This is a genomic window from Amycolatopsis sp. NPDC101161 (assembly GCF_044768185.1).
GTDB lineage: Bacteria > Actinomycetota > Actinomycetes > Mycobacteriales > Pseudonocardiaceae > Amycolatopsis.
Window position 1 is genome coordinate 281,670 of the sequence record NZ_JBIWPI010000003.1, and the last position, 14,257, is coordinate 295,926.

Here is a 14,257-nt window from a genome sequence, read left to right on the forward strand (position 1 = left end):
GCAGCAGACCCGCCCGCACTGGAGCGGGCCTGCCGCGAAAAGCGGTTGTGGTTACTGGGAAAGCGCGGAGATGAATCCGTCGGCGGGCGTGCCGAGTCCGGTGACGTTGTCCCAGCCGGGGCCGCTTTGCAGGTTCTGCGGACGAGCGTCGAAGTCGATCAGGTAGCTGCCCTGCCCGCCGGGGACGGCGACGCCGCCGAAGGCGTGCATCATCGGCGTCCACACCCCGGCCTTCTGCGGCACGACGTCAGCGATCGCGCCCGACCCACGCAGGCTGTAGAGGACCGGAGTGAGCAGCCCGGCGCGGGAGTTGCCCGAGCGCGCCTGCTGCGCGTCGGCGACGAGCCCGGCGATCAGCGGCGAGGCGAGTGAGGTGCCGCCGTAGGAGCCGATCCCGAACTGGCCCTTGATGGTCTGCCCGACCAGCATCCCGGTGTAGGAGTCGGCCAAAGCGGCGATGTCTGGCACCGCCCGCTTCCCACCCGCGCCGGAGACGACACCGGCTTGCCAGTCCGGAGCGTCATACGGGGCGGAGGCGCCGCCGCCGGCGCCGGAGGCGAACGGACCGTCCGCGTCCCGCTGCGGCGACCACGAGTCGCCGGACTGGGTGTTGCCGCTGTTCTCCCACCCAGTCAGCACCTTCGGCTGGTTGTTCTGGTCCAGCCCGACGCTGGTGCCGCCGACGGCCACAACCCAGGGGCTCGAGGACGGGAAGCTGGCGGTCGCGTGGCCGACGGCACCGGAGTTGTTACCGGCGTCGCCGCTGGACACGGTGATGGTCTGGCCCTGGATCGCCGCCTGCAGCGCCATGCTGTTGAACTGGTCCCGCGCCGCCTGCGGCAACGAAGATTCGCCGTCGGCGTTGCCGTAGCTGTTGCTGATCACATCCACGGCGTTGTCGGTCACAGCCTGGTTGAACGCGTCGTAGATCCCGGTGCCCTTGCAGGTCTTCCCGGCGTAGTAACGGATCTTCGCGCTCGGGGCGATGGTGTGCGAGGCCTGAACATCGAGGGTCTGTTCGGCGGCCCAGCCGTCGGAGCCGCACTCGGACGCGTCGGTGAATCCGCCCTGCGGCAGGACTGCGGAGTACTGCCCGTCCGCCAGCGGCGGCACACCGAGCTGGGCGGCGGCCTGGTTGGTGTCGGCCACGACGGTGTCGGAGTTGTAGGCGCCGACGACACCGATCGTCGTGCCCGCGCCGGTGTTTCCGTTGCCCAGCTTGTACATCGCGCGGACCTGGGTGCCGGTGTAGCCGCAGAGGGAGTTGGACTGGGATCCGGCGGGGTACTTTTGCGGGACGTCGGTGTTGTTCTGCTCGCCCCACCAGCGCGCGCAGTGCTGCTCCGCCGCAGCGTTCGGGCGGGTGTGCTGGGGCTTGAGCAGAGCGGCGCTGTCGTCCAGACCGAGCACCGCGGTGATCGACGCGCGCAGCGAGGCCGGCACGGTGACCGGCGACGTCGGGGCGGCGAGGGTCCGGGTGGCGCCGTCGATCCGGGTCCGGAATGCGGCGATCCTCGTACCGAACGCCGACTCCAGCGCTGAGGTCGGGGCTTCGGCGTCGACGAAGTGCCGGTTGGCGCTGACCCCGGTCACGTGCAAGCCCTGGGTGCCCAGCCACTGCGACACCTGCTCGACGGTGTCCTGAGTCGGGGCGAATCGGTCGAGGAAGTCTTGTGAGGACAGGAACTTCCCGTTTCCGGCGGTGCCGGGTGTGGCCAGCTGCGCGGCGAGGTGTTCGGCGCCGGGCTGGTCGCGCAACGCGAGGGCGACCTGGATGTGCCGCACGGTGTTTCCGTTGGTGCGGGCGACTTCGGTGTTCGGGGTGGCCCAGGCCGGGGTGCTGCCGGCGATGGGCGCGCGGTCGCCGGTGTCGCCGGCGGGGGTGCTGGGTGTCGCGACGGCGGTGGCCGCGGTGGAGGCGAGTAGGGCCGCGGTCGCGGCGAGGGCATGCCAAAGACGGCTGTGCATCGAGGTTTCTCCTTAAAAGAAAGGGAAAAGCCATCCAGCGTGAATGCCCGTCGAGTGATGGACGTGCTGGAGGGTGTGCCTCGTGCCGCAGCCAGGGATACGCGAAGAGGGGCTGAGCGGAGACTTCGGCTGGTGTGGACTGGCCCACAGAGGACCTGGTCATCGTGGAGGTCGCTGCGCGACCGGTGCGAACGAAGTGCGGAGATGGCCGAAGGCGGGACGCGACAACGGCGGTCCGCGAGCCGTCCCGGCGTATAGTGTTGTCAGTGGTCTGAGCACGAGTAAGTCCCAACGTGGGTAGGCCGATCGCGCATGCACCGCGCCTCCCCCGGCGTGGAACACGATCCGCCTTGCTGAGACGAACAATAACCAGGTCTCGGCAAAAGTCAACATGTGTGGCCCATTGATAAAGCGTCATTGAGTGCGCCGAGTAGCTGTTACTGCGCAAGGTTGCGATAGGTGTTGCGTTAAGTGCTCTCCGTAAGCCGCATGCAAGGCTATTTTCGGCCGATCGACCGAAAGCCTGTACGGCTACCGAGGGTAGTCGCATTGACGCTACCCGGTTGTTGACGATTAACCCGATCGAGTGTTGCATTGGTTAATGCTTGAGGACCGCGGTGGTACCCGTGGTACGAAACATGACGCGGAGCGCCGCACACCTCGGGTGACGCGGCGCGCGCCAGTGAGGGGTCGTCGCAGGCATCGATCGATGCCCGCGACGAGCGGGAACGGGGCGAGGAGGGGCAATGCCACAGTCGCAGGCCGCGGCAGGGTGCAACAGTGTCACCAATGGTGCAACGCATCGGCGTCATGGCGCGTAGACCGCTGCCGAGTGCCGGTATACCGGGTGCGGCCTATTCGACGACACTCATCGGTCAATCACACAAGGTGACTGAGGTCGAGGGCTATATCGACGAAGGCGACCCGGTAGTGGTGGTGACGGGCAGTGGCGGAGTAGGAAAGACTCGACTGGCCGGTGAGGCGTTTGAGCAGCGACGCGACGCCTACGACGCGGCCGCCTTCCTCCGCCTTGAAGAAATAAGCGGTGAAGCCGGCGACGAAGCGACAGTAGAGCGAATCTGCAACTTGCTGCTCGCAGATTTACGCGTCGCGAATCACCAGCCCGACGCCCGGCCGCTGGACGTGCTGATCGGGTTCTTGTGCGACCGCAGTGTCCTACTTGTGCTGGACAACTGCGAACAGCTGCTCAAGCCCGTCCAGGAACTTGTGGACCTGCTGATCAACCGGGCGCCGCACCTGCAGATCATCGCGACCAGCCGCGCCTGGCTGGAGATCCACGGCGCCCGCATCGTGCACCTCAATCCCCTCCGCGTCCCGGAAGAGGACGCTGGCCGCGTCGAGGCCGAAGAGTGCGACGCGGTGAAGCTGCTACAGGACCGCGCTGCGCTCGCCGGACGGCCGCTGACCGCAGACGACGACTGGTCGGCCATCGTCGGCCTGGTCCGCTGGTCCGACGGCATTCCGCTCATCCTGGAACTCGTCGCGGCCCAGCTGAGCACCGGACGCTCGCCCCGCGTGGTGTTCGAACGCCTGGAAGGCGGATCCGCCCTGAAATATGCCCCGGGAACCCGTGGAGTCCAAGCTCATCATCTGGCTCTGGACGCGGCGATCGGTGAATCCTGGAAGCTGTGCACCGAGGTCCAGCGGCGCGTGTGGGCGAGGCTGACGGTGTTCACCGGCGGCTTCACCCTCGAGGCGGCCGAGCAGGTCTGCGCGGACGCCGCCGTCGACCGCGCGGTGATCCTGACGACGCTGGACTACCTGGTCCGGCACTCGATCATTGAAGGCGCGTCGGCAGACGGTCGCTACCGTCAGCACAACTACCTGCGCGAGTACGGCCGGCGACGCCTGACGCAGTTCGGTGACCAGGACGCGATCGAGGAACGCCTCTGTGCATGGGTCGCGCAGCTGGTGCGCGACGCGGCTGACGGGTGGTTCGGCCGCGATGAGATGTGTTGGCTGACCGGGGTCAACGCCGAGTCCGGCAACATCACCGGGGTGGTGACGTGGTGTGCCGAACGCGGCGAGGTGGAGCGCGGTTTGACGATCATGGTCGACCTGCTGCGTACCCGGGCGCCGTATTTCTTCGCCACCGAGATTCCCGTGTGCCGCCAGGTCGACGACCTGCTGCGGGCCGGCCCCGCGGGGCCGTCGCCGGTGCGGGTCTCGGCGCTGGCGATGGTCGGCTGGATCTGGACCGCGCTCGGTGCCCGCGAGCGCGGCAAAGCCCATCGCGACGAATGCCTTGACCTCGCCCGGCGCATCGGCATGGAGAACGCCCCGGCGGTGCTGTTCATCGACGGCACCTATGACGCGCTGGCGATGGGCCTGCGCAGCGGCTACGCGAAGCTGGAGGCGGCCCGGGAGGGTTTCCGCGCGGTCGGCGCCCACGGCTCGGCCTACATGGCCGGCCTGTTCCACGCGTTCACCGCCGGTCTGCACGGCCCCGTCGAGGAGGCCGATCGCATGTCGCAGTGGTGCCTGGACGAGGCCTACGCCCGCGGTGCGGAATGGGCGATCACCTGGGCGGAATGGACCCGCGGCCTGCCCGAAGGATCGCAGCCGCAGGCCAGCGCCCGCAACGCGCTGCGCGCGCAGGTGAGACTCGGCGACCTGTGGGGGCCCGCCTGGGGGGTGGAAGAGGAAGCCCGCAAACGCGTGCTGGCCGGCGATCTTGCCGGCGGTGCCCACCTGTACGGCGGCTCGGACAGCCTCCAGGCCCGCCACGGCGTCCGGTTCAACGGCCTGCCCGGGTGGCGCCATCACCGGGACATCGCGATCGACGCGATCATCGACGGCATCGGCGAGGAGGCGTTCGAAGCCGCCCGCCTGAACGGGAGCCGATGGCGTGACGAGCAGATCGTGGCGTTCGCTCTGGGCGAAGCAGACCCTGTGTCGCCGCGACTGACTCGGCGCCAGTGGGAGATCGCGCGGATGGTCAGCGAGGAGATGTCGAATATCGAGATCGGCGCTGCCCTGCATGTGTCGGCGCGGACGGTCGAGGGTGAACTGACGCGGAGCTACCGGCGCCTGAACCTGTGCGGCCGCGCGGAGCTCGCCGAGTGGTATCGGCACACCTCGGCGCTCAGCGACGGCTCCAGCGCACCGGAAGCGCCGCCACCCCGCGGATGATCCCGAACGTGCGCCGCACGGTGGCGTCCGGCTGAAGGCAGAAATCGGGGAGCGCGCGCAGCAGCTCCTCGAGCATGACCCGCAGCTCGATCCGAGCCAGGTGGCGGCCGAGGCAGCGGTGCTCGCCTGCGCCCCACCCCAGGTGCGGTGTCCGGCTGCGCTCGCGGTCGAGGCGGAAGGCCTCGCCGTCGTCGAAGCGGCGTTCATCGCGGTTGGCGCTGCCCCACGCCAGCAGCAGCCGGTCCCCGGGGGAGAGCGGCATCCCGCCGAGTTGGGTGTCGACGGTGGCGGTACGGCCGGTGGCCGCAACCGCCGGCTCGTAGCGGACCAGCTCCTCGACGAACGCCTCGACCTGCCCCACATCACCCATCACGCGCTCGCGCAGCGCGGGGTCTTCCAGGAGCTGCAGGATCGCGGTGGCGCAGGCGTCGGCGGTGGTCAGATGCCCGGCCGCGACCATCAGCATCGTCATCTTGACCAGCTCGTCCTCGCCGGGGATGCGTCCGTCGACCTCGGCGGTGACCATGCGCGAGAGCAGGTCCTCGCCGGGGTAGGCGCGGCGTTCGCGGATCTGTCCGAGCAGGAAGTCCGCGTACATCCGTCCGATCTGCTGGGCCTCGCTCAAGGTCTCAGCGCCGTAGAGAGCGCGCACGTGCTCCGAGAGCCACGCTCGCTCCAGCTCCGAGAGCCCGAGCACCCGCCCGATCACCAGCGGCGGCACCTGCTGGGTGTAGCCACTGACCAGGTCCGCCGCACCGCGGGGGATCAGCTCCTGCAGCGTTTCGCGGCAGATCGCCCGGACGTACTGTTCCTGGGCCGCCGCGGCCGCCGGGGTGAAGAAGTCCATGAGCGCGCGCCGCCACTGGTGATGATGCTCGTCGTCGGTCTCGAACATCGGCGCCACGGCCTCCCGCATTTCGGTGACCACCGCCGCCGCGCCCAGCCCGTCGACGTAGGCGCTGAACCGTTCCGGGGCCTGGGCGGCCTCGCGGATCTCGTCGTAGCCGGTGACCAACACGAACCCATCCAGCTCACCGCTGCGCGCGACCGGACACCCCCGGCGGATCGTCCCCAGCGTTTCGTACGCCGTTTCGGCGACCGTGGGATCGAGATGGTTGAAACCTCGTGCCAATGTCGCCGGATCACTGTCAGTCTCGCGCGTCGGCGCGTCCCCCGAATTCAGCACCATGACTTCTGACTACTCGGCCGGAGACGGCGCAATCAACCCTCCGCCAGGCAAGAATGCGGCCTGGGCGGGGAATATGCGGGCCCGCATCCACCCCGCAATGACCGCAAACACCCCCGCATGACCCCCGCAAACGAACACTGCGGGATCCAGCGGGCGTCTCCGGGCGTCTGAGGTGTACCGCGTCCGTCAGGATGGCGGCAACGCTCTGACCTGCTTCGATAAAGGGCATCAGTGCTGAGCGTGACCAAGGGGGCCGGTGGGGACCGGCTGGATCCAACCAACATCCAGGGGCGACAGTGGAGACGAGAGAATACGAAGATCACGAGTTCATCCGGCACTGCGACGGCATCATCGCCACGCTGCCGATCCGATACCCATTCGATGTGCATGCCTTCATCGACGCCTTCGGAGAACAACGAGGAATAGCCGTCGTGCTAGGTCGGATGCCGACCGGGAGAGGCGGGACAAGCGGGCTACTGGTGCGTGCGCGGACGCAATGCTGGCTCGGGATCGCGGCCGCCGCCGTACCGGCGCACGTCGCCCACATCACCTACCACGAGATCGGGCACTTGGTGCTCGGTCACCCCGGCGACTACGTCTGCGGCCGCCGCTCCTGTCCAGACGACCGTTGGGAGATCGAAGCCGAACAATTCGCCTACCGGCTGCGGGCACACATCCGGGCCGGGATGGCACGCCACCGCGACCGGCTCCCGCCCGGCCGGACGGCGCTGCGGGCGGCGTTCGGGTCCCGCCGGCACCTGTGCGCCGATGGCTGACGCGGTCTCGCTCCTGTGGTACGGCGCCGCGGCCGCCGGCGTGACCGAATCGGCCCGGAAAGCGCTGGTCAACCGAGGGTTCGGCTACACCCTCAGCCGCCACTTCCTGACCGCCGGCATCGCCTGTATGGCCTTGTCGCTGGCGGCCGGGGACCCGATGACACTGGACTGGGCCGACCAGCTGACCGGCCTGCACAACGTGGCGATCGTGGTCCACAACGCGCTGGCCATGCTGGCGATGGTGTTCACCGCCGGGTTCCTGCACACCCTCGGGCAGCTGCGCCTCCCCATGCCCGGCGTCGTCACGATCTTCGTGGCCTGCGCCGCGGCGATGGTCACCCTCTACCTGCAGGCCGGGGCGCACACGTCCTTCTTCGGGGCGCCAAAGAACCCTACGTTGCCTTCGCAGCTCTACAGCGCGATTTACCTGACCTACATGGTCGGCTGGCTCGCGGCGCTGCTGCTGGGGTTGACCGTGGTCGCGATGGGCGAGGTGGCCGGGGTTCATGGCGGAGTCACCTTGGCTCAGCTGGGGGTGGCGGTGTCGCTGGTCGGGCTGTCCTGGCGGCTCGGCGTCGTCCTGCGCCTGCTGTTCGACCCGCACCATCCGCCTCGCGGCACCCACTTCGCGGTGTTCACCGACGGCGTCGGCCTGGTGCTGTTCGTCGCCGGCTCGGTGTTCGCTGCCGTGACCCGCAGGATGTTCGACCGGCGCGACCGGCGCCGCGCGCAACGTCAGGAGGCCGCGATCGAGCGGCTGTGGCTGCGCGTGCGGATTCTGCTCGCCCAGCGCCGCCGGCCGCCGCTGAGCTCGATCCAGCAGATGGTCGAGATCGAGGACGCGCTGCTCATCGTGGATCAGCTGATCGATGCCTCGACGCGCTCCAAGATACGCAACGAGCTGTGGGACCTCGTACTGCTCTACGAGATGGATATCGAGCCGATGGCGACCGCCGTCGAGATCGAGATCGCCATTGCCCTCATCGTCGCGCGGCTATCGCAGCCGACCGCGGTGCACGCCCCGGGCAACACCGACGCCGCCGACGACACCGAGGCGTGGTGGCCCGAGACCGAGCTGCTGCCCGTTGACGACGACAAGCGAGCCAGGTGGCTGGCAGCTATCGGAGCATCGTTGAGCGAGCGTCGTGTACGGCGCTTGGCGAAGAAACTGGGACCGAAGCCGCCCCGCCGGTAGCAGAGCGTGACAACAAGTCGCCGGAACCCATCAGCTGGGCCGCCCGTGGCCGGTGCCGCGGGCGGTCCGGGCGATCCGTTCCAGCACCTTCAGCAGCTGCTGCTTGTCGGCCTCGTGGGCACCGTCGAGGTAGCTGGCGATGCTCCGGGCGTTGACGTCGAGGCCGCCGAATTCGGTCATCAGCTCGTGGGCTCTGCGGTCGGTCTCGTCACGCGGCAGTTCGAAGGCCGCAGCCGGAACGTTGGGGTAGAGCAGCTTGTGATGGATTCGCCAGAACTCGGCCAAGGCGTCGTTGATCTGCGGGCGCGTGTTCGCCCGGACCCCGCCCTTGAAGTTGTGGAGGGCCTGTTTGGTCAAGGTCTCCCCGCTACGGGCCTGAACCCACCGTGCCACCAGCGTCGCCGGGGCGACGAAACTCCGGAACCCGGGGGCCTCGTCGGCGGCCAGGCGGGCAATCTCGTCCGGATCGGTCACGGGTTCGCCGTCGAGCACGTAGTAGGTCGACTCGTGATCGAACAGGTACGTCAACCGCTCGGCGAAGGTGTCCAGGTTGAGCAGTTCGAGGGTCAACTGCTGCTGCGCGGCGTAGGAGCGGCGTGGTATCGGCGAGGTCAGGTACTCGGGCGCAGTTTTTTCCCAGCTATCGAATACTGGTTCATCTTCGTATCGTCGTCCCACATCGCCCCCACCATTGCCGTCGTCACCTGGCGTTTGCTTCGCGGTAATGCCGGTATTTGACACCTGGCGAGTGGCGTCTACCATCGAAGCAAAGAGCCACACTCGTTGCCAGTGTCTTCGGTTTGCCGAGAGAAAGCAACCTACGCCACCCCGTCCAGGGGGTTGGAGCACGGTCCCGCTGTGACCGCCGCACCCTTCACCGGCGCACCACCGCTGAGGGGAGGCCCGTCATGGTCACATCGGAGAACCTACCTGCGGACGTTCACTCCCGTGTGGACGTGCCGGAGACCGAGCGGCAGCAGGCCACACCCGCAGAGGAGAAGGCTGAGCTGGTCGACTGGTCGCCGTTCGGCCGGGTCGTACCGATTCTGGCGGCTTCTCCCGGGGCCGGCGCTACGAGTACCGCCGTCGCGATCGCCGATGCGCTCCAGCTGGCGGGCCGCTCGGTCCTGCTCGTCGACGCCGGCGATCCGGTCCGATCCGGACTGGGACGTGCTGCGCGGGCCGATGGGCCGCGGCGGGACGGGCCCGGCCCCGCAGCAGGTATCCGGTTCTCGCGGCGCGCCCGCGCAGTCCTGGCGCGCCTGGATGTGGCCGATCTCGCCGCTGAGGCCGTGCTGTTCCCGCCACCGCCGTACTGGCACCCCGGCGGTCGCGGGGTAGACGTGACTGTGGTCGACATCGGCCACGACCCGTGGCGGCTGGCGACCGATCCCGCGCTCGGGCCGGGGCAGTGGCTGCGCGTCGGCAGCCCGTCACCGATTCCGGCGCTGGTGGTGCGGCCCACCGTGCCCGCACTCGCGCACGCCGAACAAGTCCTGGCCCGCTTGGCGCCGTGGGTGCGCGCGGGCACAGTGACCCCACCCACGCAACTGCTCGTCGTCGGAGCTCGTCGCTGGCCGAAGGGCGTCGCGGGCACTGCGGGGCGCCGCACCAGCGTTCTGCTCCCCGACGCGGTGTTCTTTCCCCACAATCGTGAAGTCGCCGCGCACGGCATCACCGCCGACGTGACACCGTCGTCACTGCGGACACCGGCCGACCACCTCCTGCGCTCCTGGCGGGTGCTGCCGCAGCGGACACGCCGCCGACGCGCTCGATGGCCACGTCACGCTCGCGACAGCAACGGCCGCGTCGCGGACCACGACACCGGCTGAGACCAGCCCGCCGCTCAATCAAAGAACTTCAACGCCCTCCCACTTGACCCGCCTGACGTGACGTCGGGCGGTGCGATGTGGAGGGCGCGATGTCCGCGCACAGTGTCATCGACTGGCTCGTCCAGATCCCCAACCCGACACCGGTCAAGCCCGATGTCGGCGGCGACAAGATCCTGGGGCTGCTCAACAACGTCAAGTGGGGCGCGGGCGTCGCGCTCATCGCCGGCTTCTTCATCGGGCTGATCGTCTGGGCCGGTGGTCGCTGGGTCGATCACCACCGTGCCGGGAAAGTCGGCGTCGTCATGATGCTCTGCGCCGTCGCCGGCGCGATCCTCTACGGCATCGGCTGGTCGCTCATCAACAGCTTCGCGGGCGGCTGAGCCATGTTCACCACTACGAAATCGCCGCGCGCCCGCACGCGAACGCGCCGCCTGATCATCGTCGTCGTCCTGCTCGTCGTCGCGGTCGCCGTGGTGCTGATTGCCCGGCACGCAACGGCACCACCATCGCCCCCGACGGCAGCGACTCCGCCCGGCGCCGCGCCCTCGCCGACACCCACCGCACCGGTCGACGAGGCGACCGCGCTGGCCACCCGCCCCATGCTGACCCTGCCACCCGAAGCAGCCCTGCCACATGAACTCACCACCGCCACGGCCGGACCGCCGATCACCGTCCCGCGACCGGCCCCGATCGCGAACCGGGTGATCTCCGACGACTTCCCCGCCACCGCCGAAGGGGCATTGGGCTGGCTGACCGACTTCAACGAGACCGCGCTGCGCGGCGGCGACCCCTCCACCTACCTGCGGGCCTACGGCGACGCCGCACTCCCGCACGCCCCGTCCCCGCAAGGCAACGGCCTGCTCGCGCTGCTCACGTCCTTCCGTGACGAGGCCGGCATCCGACCCGGTGAACTCAAGCCCGGCCTGACCGTGACCTACGAGGTCACCCAAGGCCTGATCAAGGGCACCGCCGACGACGGCCGGTTCGTGGTGGTGTGCACGCTCGGGCAGCTGAGCTTCGACTACCAGGGCCAGGCCACGCGCATGGGCATCGGCGACTGCCAGGCCCTGCGCTGGACCGGCACCGCCTGGCGCATCGCCCCCGGTGCCCGCGCGGCCTACGCGGCGTCGGCGTGGCCGGGCAGCGCCGAATCGGTCGCCGCCGGCTACCGGCCCCTGACCCGGGACGGTGCCCGATGACGCCGGCGGAGCTCGAGTTGCTGAAGGCGCTGGGCAGGCTGGCCGGCGCAGGGGTCAAAGCGACCGCCGCCGGGGTCCTCGAGCCGCTCATGGCAGCCACCTGGGCTGCGGCCTTGTTCATCCTGCGCACCGCATTCCAGCTGGTCGACCAGTTCTCCCTCTTCACCGTGTCCACCACAGACGGACCGGTGTCCATTCTGTGGCCGATGACGCTGTGGATCTCCGGGGCCATCGCGCTGGGGATGTTCTTCTGGCAGATCATCACCACCGTCCTGCACGGCGGCCGCGGCTTCCTCCGCCTCATCACCGGGCCCGTTCAGTACGGGATCGCGCTCGCCGTGACCGTGGGTGTGGTCGCGGCGTTCCTCGCTGCCGCCGACGGCCTGACCGAGGCGATTCTGTCCACGGGGCTGCGGGTGGGGAACTTCCGCGACGCGTTGAACATGACCGGCTTCACCGACGCCCTGTCCGATGAGGTCAAGAACGTCGTGCTCGGACTCGCCGGAGTCTTCGGGGTGATCCCGGCCGGGCTGGGGTTCGCGTTCGAGGCGGTGTTCCGCGAGGCCACGATCTACGTGCTAGTCGCGACGGTCCCTATCGCTGCGGCCGGCCTGGTGGCCGAGGTGACCGCGCGGTGGTACTGGAAAGTCGTCCGCTGGGGCCTGGTCGCCATCGTGATGAAACCCGCCCTGGCGTTTGTGCTGGTGTTGGCGATCGCGATCGTCGGCGGCGCGCAGGGCCTATCCGGGCTGCTGGCCGGCATCGGGGTGCTGTTCCTCGCGCTCTGTGTGCCGCTGGTGCTGTTCAAGCTCTTCGCGTTCGTCGACCAAGACGCCGACCCGCAGGGAGTATTCCGGGACAAGCTCTCGGACGCGGGGCTGGACTCCTACGGCGCCAACAGCATCGCCGGGCGCATCGCCGGCGCGTTCTCCAACAAAGCCCGCAAAGAGATGGGCGACAACGGAAACAGCCGCGACGGGGAAGACGGTGGCGATAGCCAGGAGCAGGCTAACGTCGACCGCTTCGACCAGGCCGCGGCCGAGGACGACACGACCGCCGGGCCGCTCGACGCGACCGGTGACGAGCACACCTCCAGCGACGCGGACGGGGCCGGCACCTCTTCCGGTTCCGGTGGCACGGAAGTCGACGTGTCCAGCGGCGGTGACGGAGACTCAGAAACTGATCCGGCAGAGCCGTCCGTCCCCGAGACTGGCGGTCCCGGCGCGACGAGCGTGACGGGGGCCGTCGACGACGGCGATGGCGATGGCGATGTCGGCCCGTCACCACCTCCGGACCCGCCCGGCGATACCGGACCGCCGACCCCGCCGACCCCGAAGCCCGACAACGGGCCGCGCCCAGACGACGGCGGCGCCGCGACCGGCGAAGCCGAGGAAGCCGCGGTGCTGCTGTGAGCGCGGCCACCCGGATCTACAAAGGACTCTCGCGAAAGGAGCGCGCGGGCTGGATCATCGGCTTGACGCCCGTGCAGGCGTTCGTCTGCGTCGGACTCGCCGTGCCGGTAATCCTCGCGCTGGCGGCCGGGCGCTTCGGTCAGGCTCTCGCCCTCGGCGGGTTCTGTGGCACGGCCGCAGCGCTGGTAGTCGTCCCCGTGCGCGGGCGCCCGGCGCTGCGCTGGCTGGCGCATCTTCTGCTTTACCGCGCTGGCATCGCGCTGGGTTGGTCGCGGTGGCAGTCGCGCGCCGTCGCCGGGCAGGTCACCGATCTCGATGAGCCGGATCTGCCTGGGGTGCTGGCGCGGCTGCGGTTCCCCGACGGGCCACCGCTGAGAGATGTGGGGCGGGTGTGCCTGATCCACGACACCGGCGACGGCCGGTGGGGCGCGACCGCCCGGCTGACTCACGCTGGGGTCGGGATGCTCTCGGACGCGCAGTGCGAGCGGCTGGCCAACCGGCTGGGGAACCTGCTGCTGTCGATCGGGCACCGCGAGGTCATCGACCGGATGAGCCTGCTGGTACGCACCGTCCCCGACGACGGCGCCGACCACCAAGCGTGGCGCACCGAGCACGACGTCCCGGACGCCCCGCCGCTCGCGCGCCAGGCCAGTGAGGAGCTGGACCGGCTGGTCGGGGCGGTATCGGTCCGGCACGAAGTGTTCGTCACCCTCTTCGGCACCGAAGACGCCCTCCGCCGCCCCGCCGCCGCGGCCGGGGGCGGGGTCGCCGGCCGGGCCGCCGTGCTCTACCGCGTCCTGGACGGGCTCGAGGACAAACTCAAGTCGCTGGGCGCGACCGGAGTGAAGTGGCTCTCGGGCCCGGAACTGGCGGTGGCGATCCGCACCGGCTTCAACCCGGCCAGCGCCGCCGGCCTCGCCGCGCGCCGCCACCAGGCCGGGGACGCCGGTGTCCGCTGGGCAACCGCCGGCCCGGTACACGCGCCAGCACCCTCGCCGCGCGCGTACTACCACGACGGTTTCGCGACGGTGTCCTACTCGGTGCTGATGCCCGAGGCCGGGACCGTGTTTGGATCACTCGACGGGCTGCTGGCGGTCAAGACCGCCGGCGAGCGCCGCAGCCTGGCCATCCACTACGAAACCCTCTCCCAGCACCGGTCCCGCAAGGCCGTACGCCGACTGCGGTTCCGCACCGGCGTCATGCGGGACTGGAAATCCTCCAAAGGCTTCAACTCCGGCGCCGCCGAAGCCCGCGAAGCCGGCGGCGCGCGGGCACAGGAGCACGCGGTCGCGGCCGGGCACGGCATCGTCCGCTTCGCCGTTGCCGCGGCCGTCACGATCCCGGACACGTGGAACGTCGAAGACCACGCGGCCAAGCTGGAGAACGACATCGCCGGCCGCTTCCAGCTCCTGCGGATGGAACTGGCCCAGGACGCCGGGTTCGTCGCCGCAGTCTTGCCCGTCGGTGTCGGGCTGCCCCGCCTGCGCGGCGGCGCGTCATGAGCCGCCGCACCGACGAACGGACCGCCGCGGA

The 14,257-nt window shown here is 69.6% G+C and carries 11 protein-coding genes; 8 read left to right on the top strand and 3 right to left on the bottom strand.

Features of this window, described 5'->3' with window-relative positions; genetic code table 11:
* Positions 1 to 51: 51 nt before the first annotated feature.
* Positions 52 to 1,968 (bottom strand): protease pro-enzyme activation domain-containing protein, encoded by a 1,917-nt coding sequence (locus ACIRSS_RS23175; protein WP_400898141.1) that lies wholly within the window; start codon positions 1,966 to 1,968, stop codon positions 52 to 54.
* A gap of 789 nt (positions 1,969 to 2,757) precedes the next feature.
* On the opposite strand from ACIRSS_RS23175, the gene ACIRSS_RS23180 reads away from it, so the two are divergent.
* Complete coding sequence (locus ACIRSS_RS23180) at positions 2,758 to 5,121, top strand: ATP-binding protein (RefSeq protein ID WP_400898143.1); 2,364 nt, start codon at positions 2,758 to 2,760, stop codon at positions 5,119 to 5,121.
* Here the strand turns inward: ACIRSS_RS23180 and ACIRSS_RS23185 are convergent.
* Positions 5,075 to 6,139 carry a cytochrome P450 gene (locus ACIRSS_RS23185; protein WP_400898145.1) on the bottom strand — a complete coding sequence of 355 codons (1,065 nt, stop codon included), beginning with the start codon at positions 6,137 to 6,139 and terminating at the stop codon, positions 5,075 to 5,077. The two genes, ACIRSS_RS23180 and ACIRSS_RS23185, sit on opposite strands and share 47 nt — an antisense overlap.
* A gap of 650 nt (positions 6,140 to 6,789) precedes the next feature.
* On the opposite strand from ACIRSS_RS23185, the gene ACIRSS_RS23190 reads away from it, so the two are divergent.
* Entirely contained in the window at positions 6,790 to 7,086 is a 297-nt protein-coding gene (locus ACIRSS_RS23190) for an ImmA/IrrE family metallo-endopeptidase (protein WP_400898147.1), read from the top strand.
* Complete coding sequence (locus tag ACIRSS_RS23195) at positions 7,079 to 8,281, top strand: hypothetical protein (protein WP_400898149.1); 1,203 nt, start codon at positions 7,079 to 7,081, stop codon at positions 8,279 to 8,281. The genes ACIRSS_RS23190 and ACIRSS_RS23195 overlap by 8 nt, the downstream gene beginning before the upstream one ends.
* Positions 8,282 to 8,311: 30 nt before the next feature.
* Here the strand turns inward: ACIRSS_RS23195 and ACIRSS_RS23200 are convergent, their stop codons facing one another.
* A complete protein-coding gene (locus ACIRSS_RS23200) occupies positions 8,312 to 8,959 on the bottom strand; it encodes a hypothetical protein (RefSeq protein WP_400898151.1) in 648 nt (215 codons plus the stop codon).
* A 278-nt stretch (positions 8,960 to 9,237) separates the two neighbouring features.
* Between ACIRSS_RS23200 and ACIRSS_RS23205 the strand changes: the two genes are divergently transcribed.
* The 5 genes from ACIRSS_RS23205 (at position 9,238) to ACIRSS_RS23225 (ending at position 14,226) form a co-directional block, all read left to right on the top strand.
* On the top strand, positions 9,238 to 10,113 hold the full coding sequence (locus tag ACIRSS_RS23205) for a hypothetical protein (RefSeq protein ID WP_400898153.1): 876 nt from the start codon (positions 9,238 to 9,240) through the stop codon (positions 10,111 to 10,113).
* 89 nt (positions 10,114 to 10,202) lie between these two features.
* Positions 10,203 to 10,493, top strand: coding sequence for a hypothetical protein (locus ACIRSS_RS23210; protein WP_400898155.1), 291 nt, complete (start codon positions 10,203 to 10,205; stop codon positions 10,491 to 10,493).
* A 3-nt stretch (positions 10,494 to 10,496) separates the two neighbouring features.
* Positions 10,497 to 11,312 (top strand): hypothetical protein, encoded by an 816-nt coding sequence (locus tag ACIRSS_RS23215; protein WP_400898157.1) that lies wholly within the window; start codon positions 10,497 to 10,499, stop codon positions 11,310 to 11,312.
* Complete coding sequence (locus ACIRSS_RS23220; protein ID WP_400898159.1) at positions 11,309 to 12,724, top strand: hypothetical protein; 1,416 nt, start codon at positions 11,309 to 11,311, stop codon at positions 12,722 to 12,724. The genes ACIRSS_RS23215 and ACIRSS_RS23220 overlap by 4 nt, the downstream gene beginning before the upstream one ends.
* Complete coding sequence (locus ACIRSS_RS23225; RefSeq protein ID WP_400898161.1) at positions 12,721 to 14,226, top strand: SCO6880 family protein; 1,506 nt, start codon at positions 12,721 to 12,723, stop codon at positions 14,224 to 14,226. Before ACIRSS_RS23220 ends, ACIRSS_RS23225 begins: the two co-directional genes overlap by 4 nt.
* The last annotated feature ends 31 nt before the right edge of the window (positions 14,227 to 14,257 follow it).

What these genes read in the sequence shown, in the direction of transcription:
- ACIRSS_RS23175 (WP_400898141.1), bottom strand. Translation starts at nt 1,968, where the DNA reads ATGCACAGCCGTCTTTGGCATGCCCTCGCCGCGACCGCGGCCCTACTC.
- ACIRSS_RS23180 (WP_400898143.1), top strand. Translation starts at nt 2,758, where the DNA reads ATGGTGCAACGCATCGGCGTCATGGCGCGTAGACCGCTGCCGAGTGCC.
- ACIRSS_RS23195 (WP_400898149.1), top strand. Translation starts at nt 7,079, where the DNA reads ATGGCTGACGCGGTCTCGCTCCTGTGGTACGGCGCCGCGGCCGCCGGC.
- ACIRSS_RS23210 (WP_400898155.1), top strand. Translation starts at nt 10,203, where the DNA reads ATGTCCGCGCACAGTGTCATCGACTGGCTCGTCCAGATCCCCAACCCG.
- ACIRSS_RS23215 (WP_400898157.1), top strand. Translation starts at nt 10,497, where the DNA reads ATGTTCACCACTACGAAATCGCCGCGCGCCCGCACGCGAACGCGCCGC.
- ACIRSS_RS23220 (WP_400898159.1), top strand. Translation starts at nt 11,309, where the DNA reads ATGACGCCGGCGGAGCTCGAGTTGCTGAAGGCGCTGGGCAGGCTGGCC.